Below are 18,831 nucleotides of genomic sequence, written 5' to 3' on the forward strand. Positions count from 1 at the left end.
GGGATGTTCATCATCTCCTTCTTATTTAAAAGGAGCACAGACATGTACCTAGCTTTTAAAAATATAAAAAGTAATAAACTGTTTTTCTTAATTCTTCTTATGTCATTTTTTATTTCTTTTCTTTCTATATCAGTAGCCGCGCTTTTAACAGAGTCTAAACGAAATTTTATAGCTGCCTTTCAAATTGGTTTTCCAGAAAAGAATCAAACGTTAACTGTTCCGATAGCGAATGAAACCGAATTGGAAACGATAATTCCCCTCATACAAGATACTTTTGTGAAAAGTGATATTTACGTAGAAAATTTAAAAGCATTGAATAGTTCAGGGGCAACAAAGATCATAGCTGTGAACTTAAAAGATGATTATTATTGGAAGCCATATATTTCTGAAGGACAATATTTTCATCGTGAAAATGTAAACGATATGGTTGTTGGCGATCAAACGAATGTAGAGGAGTTATATGAATTTGATGATACATATAAAAAAATAGGAACTATATCAAGAAAGGACAGTGACGTCGGTGTAGCAGGCATATACGTTCCACTTCAAAACTTACCTACTATATCTAAAAAAGGTATTATCGCGAGTAAACAATTACAATTAACAGTTGTTAATCCTACATCATCTATTCATAACGAAATAAAAAAGTTTATGGGTAGGAGTAAAGAAGTGCTTTCGGGAGATGTTCAAATACTGAATGAACGAAATCTTCAGGAACTAGATGTGACACATGTAGATCCAGCAAATAAGTATTACTATAAATTCATTCTTGTTGCAATTGTTTCTGGCATTTCTGCGGTTTTATTTTGGATTTATAAAAAAGAAAAAGAGATTTCATTAAAAAAAGCAGTAGGTGCTTCTAATATATCTATTTATTGCGAACTATATATTCAAATTTTGTTTATTTCTCTAGTAGCGATGTTCTTAGTTTTTATTACGTTAGAAATGTTTTCGGGAACAATTCATACTTATTTTCAGACATACTTAGTAAAACCGTTAACACTATATGTATTGATATGCAATGTTGTTTTTATAATTCTTCTTACAATTTGTGTTACTGTAATTCCAATCAAGCACATTATAAATATATATCCCGGAAAACATTTAAGAACGTAGGAGGTCTTCATGTTTTTTATATTTGATTCTATACGGTCTGTGAAAAAACGGTTGTTACCAAGTTTGATTATAGTAATTTCTTTAATTATTGCATTTTCTTCAGCAATAGAATTTGTTAGTAATCTTTCCGGATATCGAAAAATGATGACGATAGCAAATAATTTATCGACTCATAAAAATTTCTATGAACTTTATGCGACGCAAGATATAACATTGTTTAGCGAAGAAAAAGCGAAAAATGATTATCAACATTTCATGCAAGGGTTATCTAATACGATACCAATAACAAATAAAACAAATTATTTGTTCCGTAACTATTCACTTAGTTTAAAAGAAGAAAATGGAACGATAAAGACTCTTATTGTTGATAAAGATATTAATAAGTACTTTCATATACGAATTTCACAAGGAAGATATTTTGAGGAATTGGAATTTCATAAATCAGTATTTGATATTAGACCTGTTATATTAGGTGCTAATTATATAGGTAAGGTATCTATTGGTGATGTTATACCATCTGGAAAAATGAAGCTAAAAGTAATTGGCTTTTTAGAAAAAAATTCACCATTCACATATCCTCGAAGCGGTGAAATATCGGATAATCGTATTACATTATTAGATGACATGGCGATTTTACCAATTGGAACAGAAGAAATAGAGTTCTATAGTGCAGAACTTTTATACAATGGGTTAATTATAGAAACAAATGAAAAGATAAATATAAATGAATTTCAAAAGAAAGTATTAAAGGTAACAGAAGGTAAGGGTTATTCGTATTATGTTACAAATCCGAATAAATTGTTAGAAAATGAAAAACAAGGTATTGATAATATGTCATACCCCTTATTATTAAGCGGTACAGTCTTATTTTTTTCATTTCTATCTATCGTATTAACATCAATGGCAGCACTTTATATGGAGTATAAAAATATTTCTATTAAATCAGCGTTAGGTGCAAGCACTTTTCAAATATGTCTTCCATTTATTATTGAGTATATGTTGCTATTCGTTTTATCGATATGTTTAGGAATAATGTATTTTCAATGGGAGAATAGCGGAGTAATTGAAATTCAGAAAGGGTTAGAAAATAGTATAGTATCTTTCTTTGGAACGTTAAAAGTCTCTATAGAATCATTGGTTGTTATAGGTGCTTTATCAATTATAATGATCTTCATTATATATGCAATCATTTATTTCACTGTATTAAAAATAAAAAAATATATATGAAAGAGGTGTTATAGATGATTAGGCTTGAGAATGTAGCGAAGTGCTTTGGACATAGTAATTTTAGTGCTTTAAAAGATATTAATCTTACAATAGAACAAGGCGAAATGATAGCTATTATGGGCCCCTCTGGTTCAGGGAAATCTACTCTTCTTAACATTATTGGCTTAATTGATAGCCCCTTTACTGGAAAGTATTTTTTAGATGGAGTGGATACAAGTACATTAAAGGCAAACTATCATAAGTATAGAAATACGGAAGTGGGATTTGTGTTTCAGAACTTTTCGCTATTAGATGATTATACAGTTGTTGAAAATGTAATGCTTCCGCTTGTATATAGAAGAATTTCTCATAAGAAACGTATGCAAATTTCAAAAGAAATGCTGAAAATGGTAGGGATTGAGAGGCATATTAACAAATATCCTTACGAGTTATCAGGTGGAGAACAGCAAAGAACAGCAATAGCAAGGGCTTTAGCACAAGATACTAAAATTATCCTCGCTGATGAACCAACGGGTGCTCTTGATCAAGAAAACGGAAAGAAAATTATGAGCATCTTAAAAGAGATTCATAAACAAGGGAAAACGGTGCTAGTTGTAACACACGATCAAAAGGTAGCTGCATGCTGCCAGAGGACAATACGTTTGCTTGATGGATGTATAGTATAATATGGATAAAAGTATGTGAAGAGGTGATACATATGGAAAATGTATATAAAGGTCTTAGACATACTGGATTTGCTATGTTGCTTATTTTTAGTGGTGTATTTTTACTGCGCTGGTTCATTCATGATGAAATGCTACTAGATCAGCTTATTGGGTTAAGTGTAGGGATGGTAATGGTTATTTCGTCAGTGTTCATTCAAAAGTACAGTAAAGAATTACAAGTAAATGAGAAGTGTTAAAAGTAACAAAAGAAAAGTAGAGCATCTAATTTTGAAGTGACCCCTAAAAGTTAGACACGGTTATTTGATTAGGCAGCTTGATAAAAGTGAGTCCGGTATTGTACCGGGCTCATTTTTAATTTTGCCTTAATCCGTTTCGTATTATAATAATCTATATATTTTTCTAATTCTATTTTAAAGTGCTCTACATTTTCAAATTCTTTTATGTAGAGGAACTCCGATTTCATAATCCCAAAGAAATTTTCTATTACTGCGTTGTCGTAACAGTTGCCTTTTCGAGACATACTCTGGACGATAGCTCTTGATTCTAGTGTACGGACGTATTGTCTCATTTGATAATGCCATCCTTGATCCGAATGCATCAGTAGCTGGTGCGTTTCAGGTAAACGTTCCAATGCTTTCTCTAACATGTCTGAAACAAGCGAATACGTCGGTCTAGAACCAATTGTATAGGTAATAATTTCACCATTATACAAATCTAATACAGGTGATACATACAGTTTTTCTCCAAACAATTTAAACTCTGTGATGTCTGTTACCCACTTTTGATTCGGTGCATCTGTATGAAAATTACGCTCTAAAATATTAGGTGCAATTCTACCGACTTTTCCTTTATAGGATTTATATTTCTTCATACGCACAACACACTTTAACCCAAGCTCTTTCATAATGCGCTGAACCTTCTTGTGGTTCACTTTCTGGCCACGATTCGTTAATTCATCACGAATGCGACGGTAACCATAACGACCTTCATTTTCCTCATAAATCGCTTTAATCTCAGCTTTCAAATCGGCATCTACATCTGGACGATTCATTTTCTTTACTAAATCATAATACGTGCTTCGAGGAATAGTAGCTAGCTCCACGAGTGCCTTCACCGAATATTTATGCCTTAATTCATAGACTACTTGCGCTTTGTCTTGTTTTGTGATTTTTCCTTGTTTTGAACTAAGGCATTTAACTTTTTTAAGTACTCATTTTCCATCTCAAGCTGTTTAATGCGTGCTTCAAGTGCTTCGACTGACCCTTCAGCTAAATGTTGTTTTAATTGTTTATTTGAATCTTTTTTCATGGATGGACGCCCCTTTTTCTTAGATTGAAGGGCATCAATTCCTTGTGTTTCGAGCTGTTTTTTCCAAACAGAAATCGTTGAAGGGGCAGGAATATTAAAGATAGCTGCCGTCTCAAATAAGGACATACCGTTTTCAATCATAAAGTTTAGTACGTCTAGTTTAAATTGTTGTGTGTAATTTGTACATCGTTTTAGAAAAGCTTCCAGACCATTCTGTTTATATTGGTTTACCCAATTCAAAATGATTGTGTCACTTATACCGAGCGATCTACCCATTTCTCGATAACTTTCATTTCCGTTCAAATAACGTAGAACGATTTGTATTTTTTCATCAGCTGTAAATTTAGCCATAGAAAAACTGCACCTCCAATTGTTAGACTGTGTCTAACAATTGGGGTGCAGTTCATTTCGATGCTCTACTTTTCTTTTATAAATAAAAAATCCCTCTTTATGAGGGATTTTAATGTGGTAAGAAAATTAATTGATAAGCAAACAAAATTCCAAATACATACACAAGTGGGTGAACAGCACGGAATTTACCTTTTGCCACTTTCATAAGTGGGTATGAAATAAATCCAAGAGCGATACCTGTTGCGATACTTGATGTAAGTGGCATGCTTAAGATTACTAAGAATGCTGGGAATGCTTCATCAAATGCGTCCCAATCGATGTGGCGAACTGATCCCATCATAAGACTACCAACGATAATTAATGATGGTGCAGTAATAGCTGATACACCAGAAACGGCACTTACTAATGGTCCGAAGAATGCTGCTAGTGCGAATAAAACAGCTACTGTAACAGTTGTTAAACCAGTACGACCACCAGCTGCAACACCAGCAGATGATTCAATGTACGCTGTTGATGGTGTTGTTCCGAACATAGAACCGATTGTTGCTGAGAATGAGTCAGATAGAAGAGCTCGTCCAGCTTTTGGAAGCTTTCCATCTTTCATAAATCCACCTTGTTGAGCAACGCCAAGTAATGTACCTGTTGTATCGAATAATGTAACAAGGAAGAATGAGAATACAACGCCGTATAATCCGTAGTTAATTACGTCAGATACAGCAGTAATTGGATTTGAAACGATAATTCCTTCTGGTAATCCAGGCATTGATGTAACACCGTTTGAGAATGTTAATTGTCCTGTGAAGAAAGCGATAATACCAGTTAATAGCATACCGATAAATAGTGCGCCATTTACATTTAAAGACATAAGGATAATAGTAATTCCAAGTCCAGCTAATGCTAGTAGAACTGGAGCAGAGTGAAGATCACCAAGTCCAACTAAGTTTGCATCATTTTTTGTAACGATACCTGTTAAACGTAAACCGATAAAGGCGATAAATAGCCCGATACCAGCAGTAATTGCATGTTTTAAGTTTTCAGGAATTGCTTCCATTAATTTTGTACGGAAAGATGTAAATGATAGCAAAATTAAAATCATACCTGCTACGAATACAGCAGAGAATGCAATTGCGAAAGTCATGCCTTCATGAGCTTTTACAACAGAGTAAGAGAAGTAAGCATTTAATCCCATACCTGGCGCGATTGCGATTGGTAAGTTTGTAAAGATCGCCATAAATAATGTTCCGACAACAGCAGCGATAATTGTTGCTGTAAATGCTTGTTCAAATGGAACACCTGCATCCCCAAGGATGACTGGGTTTACGACAATGATATATGCCATTGTTAAGAAGGTAATAATACCTGCCATAATTTCAGTTTTAATAGAAGTTTTATGTTTTGAAAGGTTAAACATATAAACATCCTTTCTGTTTACGAATAATTTTCACAACAGTTATATATAATATTCGTTTTTTAACTATTTTGCAATAGTTTTGTATAAAAAGTTTACAACAATTCATATTTTGTGTCTTAAATTCGAATATTAATCGTAACTTGATGTTTGAATTTCAGTTTTTATTATGCACATTATAAGAAAAAGGAGTTGAAAGAAGCTATGCCACAGCAAAAAAACTTTGTAACAATGCCAGCGCAACATCAAAATAAACAGCCTGGTATTGAATCATTAATGAATCCACTTCCGCAGTTTGAAGATTCGAATTATAAAGGTAGCGAAAAGTTAAAAGGAAAGAATGTATTAATTACAGGGGGAGATAGTGGGATTGGACGAGCTGTTTCCATCGCTTTTGCGAAAGAGGGAGCAAATATTGCGATTGCTTATTTAGATGAGGAAGAAGATGCAAATGAGACGAAACAACGTGTTGAAAAAGAAGGAGTAAAGTGTGTATTGTTGCCAGGTGATTTAAGTGATGAACAGCATTGTAAAGATATTGTAGAAGAGACCGTCCAGCAGCTAGGTAGTTTACAGGTTTTAGTAAATAATGTCGCGCAGCAATATCCGCAGCAAGGACTAGAGTATATTACAGCAGAACAGCTAGAAAAGACTTTTCGTATTAATATTTTTTCTTATTTTCACGTTGCGAAAGCCGCACTTTCTCATTTGAAGAAAGGAGATGTCATTATAAATACGGCATCTATCGTTGCATATGAAGGGAATGAAACGTTAATTGATTATTCCGCAACGAAAGGAGCAATCGTAGCGTTTACAAGATCACTTTCTCAATCATTAGTACAAAAAGGAATTCGTGTAAATGGTGTTGCGCCGGGACCGATTTGGACACCGCTTATTCCATCGAGCTTTGATGAGAAGAAAGTCTCTCAGTTTGGGAGCAATGTCCCGATGCAAAGGCCTGGTCAACCATATGAGTTAGCGCCGGCATATGTATATTTAGCGTCTGGTGATTCTTCTTATGTTACGGGACAAATGATACATGTAAATGGGGGCGTTATTGTAAATGGATAGTTTTCATTTATAAGAGCAAAGTAAAGCTAATTACAATTATTATGGTGAGCGCTAGGGGGGATATAGGTGAAAAGGGTATGTTTCGTTTTACTATTATTTTTCTTCCTACCGGTTAGTGCTTTTGCTGATACAGATCATTTAATATTAGTGAATCTTACCACAAACCAGTTGTCTTTTTTTGAGAATGGAAATTACACAAAAACATTTCCAGTAACGACTGGAAGAGATCGTACACCTACGCCTGAAGGTAATTTTTGTATTATAACTAAATTTAAAAATAAAGAATACCATCGAAAAAAAATAGCTGGGGGTGCACCGAATAACCCTCTTGGTACGAGATGGCTTGGGCTAGATAAGAATGAATATGCGATTCACGGGACAAATCGGGAATGGACGATTGGAAGTAGGGAATCAAATGGCTGTATTCGCATGCATGACAGGGATATACAATGGTTATATGACCGAGTACAATTACAAACAAAAGTAATCATTTCTCGTTTTCATACGAGCCCCGAATATGAAGCGAATAAGCTTGGTTATCGCGTTGTGAGCTGGAATGGACGAAAAATAGAAGAAGAACAAATTGGAGTACTTACGTTAGTAGACCGCGCAGATATATATTGGCAAGAACCAAATGGACAGTTAACGAAAGTGAAAACGGTATTGCCGAACGAAAGATATCCAGTGTACTCAAAGCGAAAAGATGGAATATATTATATAGGAAACAATTCGTATATTATAGATGAAACAGGAGAGAAAATTCGTTACGAGCAAATTCCTTCTTCGATCTTAAGTAATATATATAAACGGAAATACAATGTTCCGTAATGGCTACCGTATTACAGACGGTAGCTTATTTATACTTGGAGTTTAACTGCAACTATTGTATTTTGCTGAATATAATACAGTACAGATAGGGGGCGGTTATATTATGAAAAGTGAATTTGCGTTTAAAGTTTTCTTAGTAACGACCTGTTTATTTATCGTGTATTTATATGCGTTTCTCGTCTTTTCTTTTTATGTTCCATATGTTGATTTAATATTATTCTTCGGATTTATTTGGGCGTTTGTGAAAGCGAGGGAAGGAGAGAAGAGTATATATCGGCGCATTACCCTATGCGGGACGGCCGTTCTCGTTATTTTATATTTTTTTATTATGCATGATTTTTGGAGAGGGATGTAAAAAAGCATACGATGAATCGTATGCTTTTTATGTTTAATATTTAGGCTTAAATGTATGACAACAAGTCTCTACACTCGTTGCTACAGAACTTTCTAGCGTCTCGTTTGTTAAAACAGCAGCTGTATATGAATCATTTTCAGTTTGACCAGTTTCATCTGCATCAGGCTGAACGACGATCGCACTTGCTTGACAAAAGTTACCTTGTCCCCAAAAAGAACAGTTGGAAACAGAACATCTTACTTCTGGCATAAAACCCCCTCCTTATACATTAGTGTGGGATTTTACGCCCATTTCATGTGTAGAAGGAGTTTCCTTTTCTCGTTACTTTTTCGTTTGCTCAAGCCATTCTTTTAATTTGTCTTTTGGCTGTTCACCGCTAATACGGCTTACTTCTTTGCCATCTTTAAAATGAATGATTGTTGGTGTACCTTGAATTTTATATTCATCCCAAGGATCATCTAATTTTTCAATATCCATAACTTTCATATCAACGTTCAAGTCTTTAGCCATCGGCACTACGACAGGAGATAATTTTTGGCAATGAACGCAAGATGTTTGATAAAAGTATACTGTTTCTTCTTTTTTCTCTTTTAAGTTCTTTTGAAGATCTGAAAGAGAGATTTTATTTGTGTAGTAGTCAGAACCGTTTGTCTTACTTTCAGTAGGATTATCAATTTTTTGGCTAGTAGCATTTTTTTCTTCCATTTGTGTTACTGCAAAAATTGCCACGAACAAGGCGATAATAATACCACCAAATATAAGCATTTTTTTCATTCTTTCATCTCCTTATTTGTTTTTGATGACAATAAAGCTACAAACAGCGATTGTAATAAAGCCGATAAGTGCTAAAAACGGGATTGTCACAAAGCCGAACCAGTTTATGTATTCTCCCGTACATGGTACACGTCCACAAGCTGCCCCAGCTGCTGAAAATGCTGCGACTTTTTGAATTGCATAGTGATATAAAGAAATACAAGCGCCAATAGTTGCGATTGGTAAAGAATAACTTGCGATGCGATAGTCTTTCTTTGCTACAGCAATACCAAGCCATAAAACGAATGGATACATAAAAATGCGTTGATACCAACAAAGGACACAAGGCTCAAATTTCATGATTTCGGAAAAGTACAGACTTCCTAGTGTAGCGATAAAAGAAGCTCCCCATGCGGTAAGTAAAGCATATTCTTGCTTTTTTTCTCGTCCCATATTTTATACCTCTCTTATAATAGTTACATACTAAATTATAGTATGAAGTGGTATAGAAAAGAAAGAAAAAATATGTTTATCAATAAAAGTTTTATAAGAGGAAACTTTTATTGGTATTAATATTTTAAAAAAGCGCCATTCTCCTAAAGAGAATAGCGCTATATTTTACATTTGAATTTGCTCTACTTCTTCTACATGCGACTTTTGGGATGCATGGTCAATATATTGAAATAGGAGCTGCAGTTGTTTATCAACTTCTGGTAGTTCTTTGCTGTATTGATAAGCGTGTAAAAAATGCTCAATACGCTTAGAAAATAATTGATCGTTCGTTTGAACCATGAGAACGAGTAATTTATCCCAATTACAGCAATACGTGTAATAGAGAGCTTTATCATAGTCGTTATATGTTTGCACTGTGTACCCTCCTTACCGAGAGTTATATATAGTGTGTGATAAGTAAGGAGAAATACACTTGAAAGAATTTGTTAAGAAAAAAAGAGAATGAAAAGAAAAAACGAGGAATTCCCTCGTTTTTTAAGCTTTTGGCATTGGCGTAGGTGTTGGTTTGCCATAGCCTTCTTTGTATTTATTATCGATATAGTTACGAATTTCAAGCGTTGATTTTCCTTTTTGTTTCATGGAAGCAGATTCAACTGCGATTTCTAGGCAATTGACGCAAGTCGTTGCGTGGGAATCCCAAACAACTTCACCATTCTTTTTAATTTCACGAATAAAGCAGTTTTTATTATTTTTATGTCCTACACTTTCACCGCAACCACAATAGCATGGAATCCAATCTAATAGCTCTGCATTTTGCCCAGCGACGGTGTAAATATCTTTCATTTGTGGATCAAGCTTATCTAGGAAGGTCGGAAGTGTGTCGACTCCTTTTGTTTTCTCTTGAATGTCAGCTTGTTGAGTGTGGGATGCATGGTCATGTTCTTCTTTTTTTGATTCAGAAGATTTTTGGTCATTTGTACCAGTACTTCCGCATCCAGCAAGAATTAAGCTTAGTACTGCAAGTAAAGAAAATACATACTTTTTCATTCGCTTGTCCCCTTTACAAATGTATTAATCAAATTGTATCAGAGATTATGGAGTGTCGGGTGAAGATTTTTTCGACTGATTTTTGAAACGCCATCTTAGCGAATGAAATAGAAATAAAATTGGGATATAAGCGTATACAATATATAAACCCGCTTGAGATAGTACGGTATTTAATGTATTGATACTTTCACGGTTTGTGAAAAGCAGAGAAGCTGAAAATATGATGAAAATAAAAAACGGTAATGTAAATTTAAATGAAATATGAAAGGAACGCTTCATCGTTTGACATGATGACCAAATGGTTAAGCAAAGGTTTGGTAAAATAATTAAAAACCAAACGAAAATAATAATATATTCAAAACGCTGAATAAAAGGAACTTTAATTATTTTTAACATTGTTAAAGTAGGCCAAATAGTACGGTTTAATTGACCCTCACTATAATACATAAAGGATACGATAGCTAAAACTACATAAATTAAGGTGCTAAAAGCAATTCCAGCATGGGCCCATCGTTTTAAAGATTTTCCTTTTTCAATAAAGGGATAAAAGATAAGAATTGTTTCAAACCCCAGAAATTCCAATGCGGAGTGCTTTGCAGATATAAGCATGTCAAAAGGTGAATGCGTAAAAATAGGTAAAATATTACGGAAATGTGCATACTTCATTGGATAAATTAAAAAAAATATCACGAAAATAGGAAGCACAATACCCCAAAAGCATATCCCTGTCACAGAGCGGAAGCCGCCTTTTATAATGTAGTAAGTGACTAATAAAAACATAAGGGTAAGTTTCCATAACTTAATGGTAGGGAAAATCCAAACTTGTATCACTTCCATATATGTACGAAGAACAGTAAGGCAAAATAATAAGCAATAAAGAGTGAAAATTACAGAAAATATAGAGCCAATCCATTTTCCAAAGGTTGTTGTATGAATGCTAATTAAATCTCCGTCTTTTTCAAGCATTTTTAACATACAAACCAGTACAATATGAGTTGCAATTCCCGCAATAATAAGAGAAATCCAGGCATCATAACCAGCGTTTTTTAAAATTACACGTTGATATCCGAGAATTCCTATACCAATCTGGAGAGAATGCAATAAAATAAATGCAAAATATGGAGAGACAGTTTTTGATGTATTCATTGTATTCATTGCTCATTTCACCTCACTATTCACCGATTCCAGATTGTACAATATTAAGATCTAAATTTATATCTACTGCTACATTTTTATACATATTTCGAATTTGTTTTATATTCCATTTTCTCGTATGGCTTCTAATTTCATCTCGTATTCCTAAAGGATCAATTTCCTTTTCTTGAAATTGTTTTATTAAATCTTCGCAGTCTTTTTCAACATTTCGTTCAATTTGTTTTCTTATATAGTTGATATTTGTTTTTTTTCTTAAATCAATCCAATTGGGGGAGTTTTTAATTAATCCATTTAATTTTAAATGGATTTTTACTTTTGGTATGTCGCCAGTTTGATCTATATCATACTTGTTTTCTCCAGCTAAGTTTTGTATAACAACCATACCTTTATGCTTATCTTTTTTTATTGCTGCTTCGTAACGTCCATTTTTCGTAGGATTAATAAGTAATTTTGCTAAAACAGAATGTCTTTTATCTGTATACATGACTACTTTATCGCCTTTTAAAAAGGCAAGTCCTTTGACAGCGATAGAATGATTATCGTCCATTTTAATATAAGGAACATAGGCATCACATACAGAAGAGTAATAATTATATAAAAAAATGTTTAATGTGGTTTGTGGAATGTTCTCATTTCGTATATTTTGCTCGAGTAAATCGGCAATATATAAAGACCCATTTTTTTTTCCGTAATTTAAAAGCTCTTCAGCCGATCCATCTACAATTGCTAGTTGTACATCACGCCCGATATTTGGGTCACGTTGTAAGTTAGTAATAATTTCTCCCATTCCGCGTTCTCCTAGCGTTTTTCCAAATAGGACGACACGCATTTGACCTACAACGACATTGTGAGGAGATTTCGCATTTAATCGTGAAGCGATTGTTTCAAGGGAACGAGCAGATGTTGATTGCGTCTCTGGCTTAGACTTTACACCATGTGTGTATTCAGGGAATAAGATAGTTCCTTGGAATCTTTTGTTTTTTGTGATGTCAAATCCAGCAATATGAATAATACGCTGTGTATCCACTATATAGGTTTGTGTACAGCCAGTTTGTAAAATGAAGAAGATAATGATAAGGTGCAATAAAATTTTTTTCATTCATTCTCACCATCACGTTTTTGCTTCGCTTTGTTTGGATTATAGCGCCATTTTGATTTTGGTCTAAGAAAAGAAGGTCTTTGAGCCGTTTGACTAAATGGTAATCGAAGAAAACCTTCTGCTGTACCTAAACCACGAAATGGATATAAAGGTAATAAATAAGGTGATCCAAGTGATTTTAATTTAATTAAATGAGCTAAAATGAATACAAATCCGACAATAAGGCCTAATCCTCCGAATGCACCGGCTAAAAGAATAAGTGGAAAGCGTAATAACCGGATAGTAGAAGACATCTTTACGGTTGGTGTTGTGAAAGATGCAAGAGCGGATAAAGCGACTGCAATTAATAAAATTGTACTTGTCAAAGCCGCCTCCACGGATGCTTGGCCAATTACAATCCCCCCAACAATCCCAATCGTTTGTCCGACTTTCGTTGGTAAACGTGCTCCTGCTTCACGAAGCAATTCGATTGTAATTTCTAAAAAGAGTGCTTCTAGAATAGGAGGGAAAGGTACGTTAGCTCTCGAGAAAATAATAGGACCTAGTAAATCGGCAGGAATCATTTGATAATGATATGTTAAAGCCGCTGTATAAATAGCGGAGGAAAAAAGAGAAAATATAGCCCCAAAAAAACGAATAATACGAAAGAACGATCCAATCATCCACGGTAAATAATAATCTTCTGGTGAAATGAAAAAATCCAGTAACGTTGTTGGTCCTGATAAAGCATATGGAGAGCCATCTGTTAAAATCAAAACTTCCCCGTTAATTAACGCAAATACAGCTCGATCTAATCGTTCTGTAGGTAATAGAACAGGAAAAGGTGAATTGCTATTATCACTAATAAATTGCTCAATCATAGTTGAATCAAATGGGACATCAAAGTCAATGTCTTCTAGCCGTTGTATTGCGGTGTTGATAAATTGTTCATTTGTAACTCCTTCTATATAAGCAACTGCTACTTTCGTTTTTGATATAGATCCGACGGTAACTTCTTTAAAAATGAGTTGCTCCGTTACAATATTTCGGCGTAATAAGTGTATATTTGTATCAAGGTTTTCAACAAAACCGATTTTAGGCCCGATTACGCTATACTCATTTTCTGTATCGTTATATAATCGTGTTCCTAAAACAGTACTTTCAGCACGAATTAAAGCATATTGATCGGGATTCGAATTGTTTTTTAAGCGTATTAAAATATATCCACCTAATAATTTCTCACGAATATCATCAATAGAAGGGGAGGTAATAATATCTTCAATAGAGACGATATTACATAAATCAGAGATATTTTGAATTTGTTCCGATTCTTTTTTTAGAGGAGTTAAAATAAATTGTTTAATAATAAGTGCTTCCACGACAGATTTATAATAAAACAAGCATAACGTTTCATCTTCAAGTACGTTATAAGAAACAAAATCGCTTGATTCTTTCATGGTTTGTATAAATTCTGGGATAGAACAAAGTGTTTTTGTATTAGTCTTTTTTGATTTCTTAGATGATAAACCGAACATTTTCTCACCCCTAACTTACATCATTTACTTGTGTTAGTTTTTGGGAAAGACGGGAATTTATACTTAAAAATTGAAAGTTCATAAAGAAAAGGAAGAGTGGTGAATGGCTCTTCCTTTTTAGCATTTTAATTTGTTTTTTGTTCTTTAATAGACTTCACTAATTTCATCATTTCCGCTCGTATATCTTCTCTTTTTACATTTAATTTTTCGGCAATTTGTTTAATGTCCATTCCATCTTTTTTCATTTTTAATACATCATCAAGAGGGGTATTGCTTTTTTGAGAGATGATTGTTAACACAGTAAGATGACGCAATTTGATGTTATATTCTTTCATTTTTTGCTTTAGCTGATCCGGTGTGGATTTTTGCATAGTTGCTAACTGTTGTAGCAGTGCTTGCTTTGTTTCTTTATTCATATGATGCTTTTTCAGCTTACTTGGATCTACACCGAAATGCTCGGCTGTTTTCTCCCAAGATTTATTTTGCTTATAGTAAGATAAAACATCTTTTATTTCTTGTTTACTGATTCTTGCAATGTGAGCAGCTCTCCAAATTTCATGTTTGTTATAGCCAAGTTTTTCTAGCGATTGCATTTCTTCTTCTGAAATTGGTTTATGATGATGCATTGTTACTTCTTTTGGCGTGGCAGCGGACGTAGGGAAGGTGGATATCCCGCATAATAATGCTGCCATAGTCATACTTACTGCGATTTTTTTGTACATGTAAACTCCTCCTAGATGGATAATGTAGAAAACTGTACACATATCATTTCCATAAAATGTGAAATACTTGTGAACAAGTTAAGTTTTTTTATTCACAGTATGAAATGACGTTTTTAGAAGTTTTCCAACATAAAACATTGATTAATAGTAAAAAACTAAGGTATAATCGAAATTGAAAATCAATATCAATGCCAACAATAAACTTATACATATAGATAAAAATAAGGGAGAGATAAATATGACTACATATACTTCCATCGCTAATGTGATTAAAGAAAGGCGCTCTGTTCGTACATTTACAGACAAAGCGGTAGATAAAGAGTTATTAATTGAACTATTAAACGACGCAACGTGGGCACCGAATCATAAATATCGTGAACCATGGAATTGTAAATTATACATTGGAGAAGGCCGCAAGAAATTAGTAGATGCAGTATTAAACTCTTTCACAGAAGAAGAAAGAGCAAAGCGCGGTAAAATTTTATCAGATCGTTTCTTAAGCACGCCTGCACAAATCGTTGTATATATAAATGAAGATCCGCGTCAAATTCAGCGTGACGAAGATTACGCTGCAACATGTGCATTTATGCAAAACTTCCAGCTTCTTGCTTGGGAACGCGGATTAGGTTGCGTTTGGAAATCAGGCGGATTGAACTACAATCCATTATTTATAGAAGGAATCGGTTTAACAAGAGGACAACGTATCGTTGGAATTCTTCATATCGGCTATTTCGATAAAGCGCCAGAAGGAAAAGCTCGTACTCCGATTACGGAGAAGATGGAGATTATTGAAGGTTAATAGATGAGACATTCTCGTTTTTGCGGGGGTGTCTTTTTATTATGCAATCAATCCTCATGAAAGCTTGTTTTTCATCATACACTTTCTTAAGGGAAAGTGTAAGGAGGGAAAATAATGAGAGCAAGTGACGATAAAGCACTGCAATATGCGATTGCGGAAATTACGGAAATTGCGACGGGATTTGGGCTTGATTTTTATCCGATGCGTTATGAAATATGTCCAGCGGAAATTATTTATACATTTGGTGCATATGGGATGCCAACGCGGTTTTCACATTGGAGTTTTGGAAAACAGTTTTTCAGAATGAAATTACAATACGATTTAGGTCTTAGTAAAATATACGAACTCGTTATTAACTCTGATCCATGTTACGCCTTTTTATTAGATACGAACTCTTTAATTCAAAACAAATTAATTGTAGCGCACGTTTTAGCACACTGTGACTTCTTCAAAAATAATATTCGTTTTTCAAATACGAAGCGAGATATGGTAGAAAGTATGGCGGCAACAGCGGACCGTGTGAAAGCGTATGAGCATAAGTACGGAAAAGCAGAGGTAGAAACATTTTTAGATGCCGTACTTGCCATTCAAGAGCATATTGACCCATCGATTATGCGTCCAAAACTTGCGTGGAGTATTGAAGATTTAGAAGAGGATGTAGAAAAGAAAAAGATATCACAGTACGATGACTTATGGAATTTAGATGATCGAAACAAAAAGAGAGAACGACCTAATATGCATAAAAAGAAGAAAATTCCGCCGCAACCAGAGAAAGATTTACTCCTCTTCATTGAAGAATATAGCCGTGAGCTAGAAGATTGGCAGCGAGATATATTAACGATGATGCGTGAGGAAATGCTATATTTCTGGCCGCAGCTTGAAACAAAAATTATGAATGAAGGCTGGGCATCATACTGGCATCAACGCATACTCCGTGAAATGGACTTAACATCTTCTGAAGCGATTGAATTCGCAAAGCTTAATGCAGGTGTAGTTCAACCATCAAAAACAAGTATTAACCCATACTACCTAGGTATTAAAATGTTTGAAGATATAGAGGAGCGCTACAATAACCCGACAGAAGAAATGAAACGACGCGGTGTAAAACCAGGATCTGGCCGTGACAAAATCTTTGAAGTACGCGAAATCGAATGGGATGTATCATTCTTAAGGAACTACTTAAACAAAGATCTCGTAATGAGAGAAGATATGTACTTATTCCAACGCCAAGGAAAAGAATATAAGGTAATAGATAAAGAGTGGGAACATGTACGTGATCAGCTCGTAAATATGCGTACAAATGGTGGCTTCCCGTACTTAGTAGTAGAAGATGGTGACTACTTAAAGAACGGAGAGTTGTACATTAAACATAGTTACGAAGGAATTGAGCTCGATTTAAAATACTTAGAAAAAGTACTGCCATACATTCATCAGTTATGGGGAAGAACGGTGCATATGGAGTCGATTGTGGAAAGTAAGGGCGTTGTGTTTTCTTATGATGGGAAGATGGTGCATCGGAAGTATGTGTGATGAAAAGAATGGACATAGAATGCTATGTCCGTTCTTTTTTATTTGGGGCAAAGTTAAATATGCTATTCTTGAAGAAAGGGAGTTATATAGAGAAATGGAGCGATTCAAATGAGCAAAATAGGGGTATGCAAGGTAGATATTACGCCGCCTGTCGGTATTGATTTTGTTGGATACCATAGAGAGACAGGAATAAATAATATTGAAGAGCATATTTATGGGACAGTTTTTGTATTTGAAAAAGATGAAATGAAAACTGTGTTTATAAGCATTGATAATATTGGGATGTTAGTAGAAGATACGAATATTATTCGTGAGCGCGTAGCTAGCAGGCTTCATGTGCCATTTGAGCGAATAACAGTTGTTTATACACATACACATTCTGGTCCGGAAACTGTTGGTGAGCAAGCTTTAGTAAAGTCGTATAAAACGAGTTTAGTAAATAATGTAGTGCACGGTGCTGTTACTGCAAATAATAACTTGGGGCTATGTGAAGTTGGCTGGAGTGTTACGACAGGTGATATTGGGATAAACCGAAGAGAGAGAACATCTGATGGAAGAGCAAAGATGGGAACAAATATAGAGGGTGTTGTAGATAAGCGAATTGGCATGTTAGCAATAAGAAATGCTGAAACGAAGGAGCTATCTGGGATTATTGTATTTTGTACTGCGCATCCGAATGTTTTAAAAGGTGATAGCGATGTATTATCAGCGGATTATCCTGGAATGACGAGGGAGATTCTTGAGAAAATCGTAAATTGCCCTGTTATTATTGTGCAAGGAGCTGCTGGTAATGTAAATGCGAAGTATCGCGGTTCAAGGGAAGCAGTAAAGCAAATGGCTTACACACTTAGTGGACATGTATTAACAATATTGCCAATAGTTACATATAGCCCAATTGTAAATTTAAGAACAGTTTCGAGTATGATGCAAATGAAGTTGAAAGATATTCCTGAAATGAATGAGATACGAAGCATGGCTCAATTGGCGGAGAAGCAGTGGGGTGTGAACACGGACGAGTGGCTTACTATCGTTTTAGAGAAATATAAGCAAGGTATTCGGCAGTTACGTATTGATTTAGAAGTTCAACTGTTTCAAGTTAATGATGGAATGTTCTTTGGTATACCGATGGAACCTTTTTCAGAAACCGCGTTAGAAGTGAAAGAGAGTCTTCAAAATGAAATAGCCTTTCTTGGTGGATATACGAATGGATATATTGGTTATTTACCGACAAGGGAAGAGTTTACATATGGTGGATATGAAGTAGAATTAAATCCTGTTGTATATGGGCCTGTTACGAATTTATTGATGCCACCGGAGAAAAATACTGCGGAGCTGATTGTGAAGAAGGTTACGGGCTTATGTAATAAAGTGAAGCTTTAATAAGACAGATTTTTGAAAGCAGAGTAAAGAATATAAATAATTGTTTGAGT

General features: G+C 34.6%; 20 protein-coding genes and 1 pseudogene. 10 read left to right on the forward strand and 11 right to left on the reverse strand.

Annotation, left to right across the window (positions count from 1 at the left end; genetic code table 11):
• Positions 1-42 precede the first annotated feature (42 nt).
• The 4 genes and pseudogenes from NZ044_RS04140 to NZ044_RS04155 all read left to right on the forward strand — a co-directional run bounded on the left by NZ044_RS04140 (position 43) and on the right by NZ044_RS04155 (position 3,244).
• Positions 43-1,116, forward strand: coding sequence for an ABC transporter permease (locus tag NZ044_RS04140; RefSeq protein WP_000280233.1), 1,074 nt, complete (start codon positions 43-45; stop codon positions 1,114-1,116).
• A gap of 9 nt (positions 1,117-1,125) precedes the next feature.
• Positions 1,126-2,357: pseudogene (locus NZ044_RS04145) on the forward strand (ABC transporter permease).
• Complete coding sequence (locus NZ044_RS04150; RefSeq protein ID WP_340949571.1) at positions 2,358-3,008, forward strand: ABC transporter ATP-binding protein; 651 nt, start codon at positions 2,358-2,360, stop codon at positions 3,006-3,008.
• 32 nt (positions 3,009-3,040) lie between these two features.
• Positions 3,041-3,244, forward strand: coding sequence for a hypothetical protein (locus NZ044_RS04155; RefSeq protein ID WP_044783318.1), 204 nt, complete (start codon positions 3,041-3,043; stop codon positions 3,242-3,244).
• Between the two features lie 68 nt (positions 3,245-3,312).
• Here NZ044_RS04155 and NZ044_RS04160 read toward each other — a convergent pair.
• Both NZ044_RS04160 and NZ044_RS04165 read right to left on the reverse strand, forming a co-directional pair.
• Positions 3,313-4,667 (reverse strand): IS3 family transposase gene (locus NZ044_RS04160; protein ID WP_085959122.1). Its coding sequence is split into 2 segments (ribosomal slippage): positions 3,313-4,214 and positions 4,214-4,667, totalling 1,356 coding nucleotides; the frame shifts between segments, so codons are not numbered across the junction.
• A gap of 109 nt (positions 4,668-4,776) precedes the next feature.
• Positions 4,777-6,078 carry an NCS2 family permease gene (locus NZ044_RS04165; RefSeq protein WP_000482710.1) on the reverse strand — a complete coding sequence of 434 codons (1,302 nt, stop codon included), beginning with the start codon at positions 6,076-6,078 and terminating at the stop codon, positions 4,777-4,779.
• Between the two features lie 201 nt (positions 6,079-6,279).
• Here NZ044_RS04165 and NZ044_RS04170 point away from each other — a divergent pair, with 201 nt between their 5' ends.
• The 3 genes from NZ044_RS04170 (at position 6,280) to NZ044_RS04180 (ending at position 8,329) form a co-directional block, all read left to right on the forward strand.
• A complete protein-coding gene (locus NZ044_RS04170; RefSeq protein ID WP_001136290.1) occupies positions 6,280-7,146 on the forward strand; it encodes an SDR family oxidoreductase in 867 nt (288 codons plus the stop codon).
• A 66-nt stretch (positions 7,147-7,212) separates the two neighbouring features.
• Positions 7,213-7,974 (forward strand): L,D-transpeptidase, encoded by a 762-nt coding sequence (locus NZ044_RS04175; RefSeq protein WP_000831959.1) that lies wholly within the window; start codon positions 7,213-7,215, stop codon positions 7,972-7,974.
• Between the two features lie 103 nt (positions 7,975-8,077).
• On the forward strand, positions 8,078-8,329 hold the full coding sequence (locus NZ044_RS04180) for a hypothetical protein (protein ID WP_000834195.1): 252 nt from the start codon (positions 8,078-8,080) through the stop codon (positions 8,327-8,329).
• Positions 8,330-8,362: 33 nt separating this feature from the next.
• Here the strand turns inward: NZ044_RS04180 and NZ044_RS04185 are convergent, their stop codons facing one another.
• The 9 genes from NZ044_RS04185 to NZ044_RS04225 all read right to left on the reverse strand — a co-directional run bounded on the left by NZ044_RS04185 (position 8,363) and on the right by NZ044_RS04225 (position 15,072).
• Positions 8,363-8,578, reverse strand: coding sequence for a DUF1540 domain-containing protein (locus tag NZ044_RS04185; protein ID WP_001115488.1), 216 nt, complete (start codon positions 8,576-8,578; stop codon positions 8,363-8,365).
• Positions 8,579-8,650: 72 nt separating this feature from the next.
• Entirely contained in the window at positions 8,651-9,103 is a 453-nt protein-coding gene (locus NZ044_RS04190; RefSeq protein ID WP_118961782.1) for a thioredoxin family protein, read from the reverse strand.
• A gap of 12 nt (positions 9,104-9,115) precedes the next feature.
• Positions 9,116-9,535: a disulfide formation protein C gene (locus NZ044_RS04195; RefSeq protein ID WP_000532265.1), complete on the reverse strand. Its 420-nt coding sequence runs from the start codon at positions 9,533-9,535 to the stop codon at positions 9,116-9,118.
• 165 nt (positions 9,536-9,700) lie between these two features.
• Complete coding sequence (locus NZ044_RS04200; protein WP_001195459.1) at positions 9,701-9,949, reverse strand: YhdB family protein; 249 nt, start codon at positions 9,947-9,949, stop codon at positions 9,701-9,703.
• A 120-nt stretch (positions 9,950-10,069) separates the two neighbouring features.
• On the reverse strand, positions 10,070-10,582 hold the full coding sequence (locus NZ044_RS04205; protein WP_000761026.1) for a PCYCGC domain-containing protein: 513 nt from the start codon (positions 10,580-10,582) through the stop codon (positions 10,070-10,072).
• 45 nt (positions 10,583-10,627) lie between these two features.
• Complete coding sequence (locus NZ044_RS04210) at positions 10,628-11,737, reverse strand: GerAB/ArcD/ProY family transporter (protein ID WP_001095145.1); 1,110 nt, start codon at positions 11,735-11,737, stop codon at positions 10,628-10,630.
• A 16-nt stretch (positions 11,738-11,753) separates the two neighbouring features.
• Positions 11,754-12,836 (reverse strand): Ger(x)C family spore germination protein, encoded by a 1,083-nt coding sequence (locus NZ044_RS04215; RefSeq protein WP_000722242.1) that lies wholly within the window; start codon positions 12,834-12,836, stop codon positions 11,754-11,756.
• Positions 12,833-14,350 carry a spore germination protein gene (locus NZ044_RS04220; protein WP_000467500.1) on the reverse strand — a complete coding sequence of 506 codons (1,518 nt, stop codon included), beginning with the start codon at positions 14,348-14,350 and terminating at the stop codon, positions 12,833-12,835. The genes NZ044_RS04215 and NZ044_RS04220 overlap by 4 nt, the downstream gene beginning before the upstream one ends.
• 125 nt (positions 14,351-14,475) lie before the next feature.
• On the reverse strand, positions 14,476-15,072 hold the full coding sequence (locus NZ044_RS04225) for a hypothetical protein (protein ID WP_000276984.1): 597 nt from the start codon (positions 15,070-15,072) through the stop codon (positions 14,476-14,478).
• A gap of 238 nt (positions 15,073-15,310) precedes the next feature.
• Here NZ044_RS04225 and NZ044_RS04230 point away from each other — a divergent pair, with 238 nt between their 5' ends.
• The 3 genes from NZ044_RS04230 to NZ044_RS04240 all read left to right on the forward strand — a co-directional run bounded on the left by NZ044_RS04230 (position 15,311) and on the right by NZ044_RS04240 (position 18,781).
• Positions 15,311-15,871, forward strand: coding sequence for a nitroreductase family protein (locus NZ044_RS04230; RefSeq protein ID WP_000214814.1), 561 nt, complete (start codon positions 15,311-15,313; stop codon positions 15,869-15,871).
• Positions 15,872-15,985: 114 nt separating this feature from the next.
• Positions 15,986-17,401, forward strand: coding sequence for a stage V sporulation protein SpoVR (gene spoVR / locus NZ044_RS04235; protein WP_001202690.1), 1,416 nt, complete (start codon positions 15,986-15,988; stop codon positions 17,399-17,401).
• Between the two features lie 108 nt (positions 17,402-17,509).
• Positions 17,510-18,781 carry a neutral/alkaline non-lysosomal ceramidase N-terminal domain-containing protein gene (locus NZ044_RS04240; RefSeq protein WP_000034541.1) on the forward strand — a complete coding sequence of 424 codons (1,272 nt, stop codon included), beginning with the start codon at positions 17,510-17,512 and terminating at the stop codon, positions 18,779-18,781.
• Positions 18,782-18,831: the final 50 nt, after the last annotated feature.

This window comes from Bacillus sp. FSL K6-1338, assembly GCF_038006965.1.
In the GTDB taxonomy this organism is placed as follows: Bacteria; Bacillota; Bacilli; order Bacillales; family Bacillaceae_G; genus Bacillus_A; species Bacillus_A thuringiensis_S.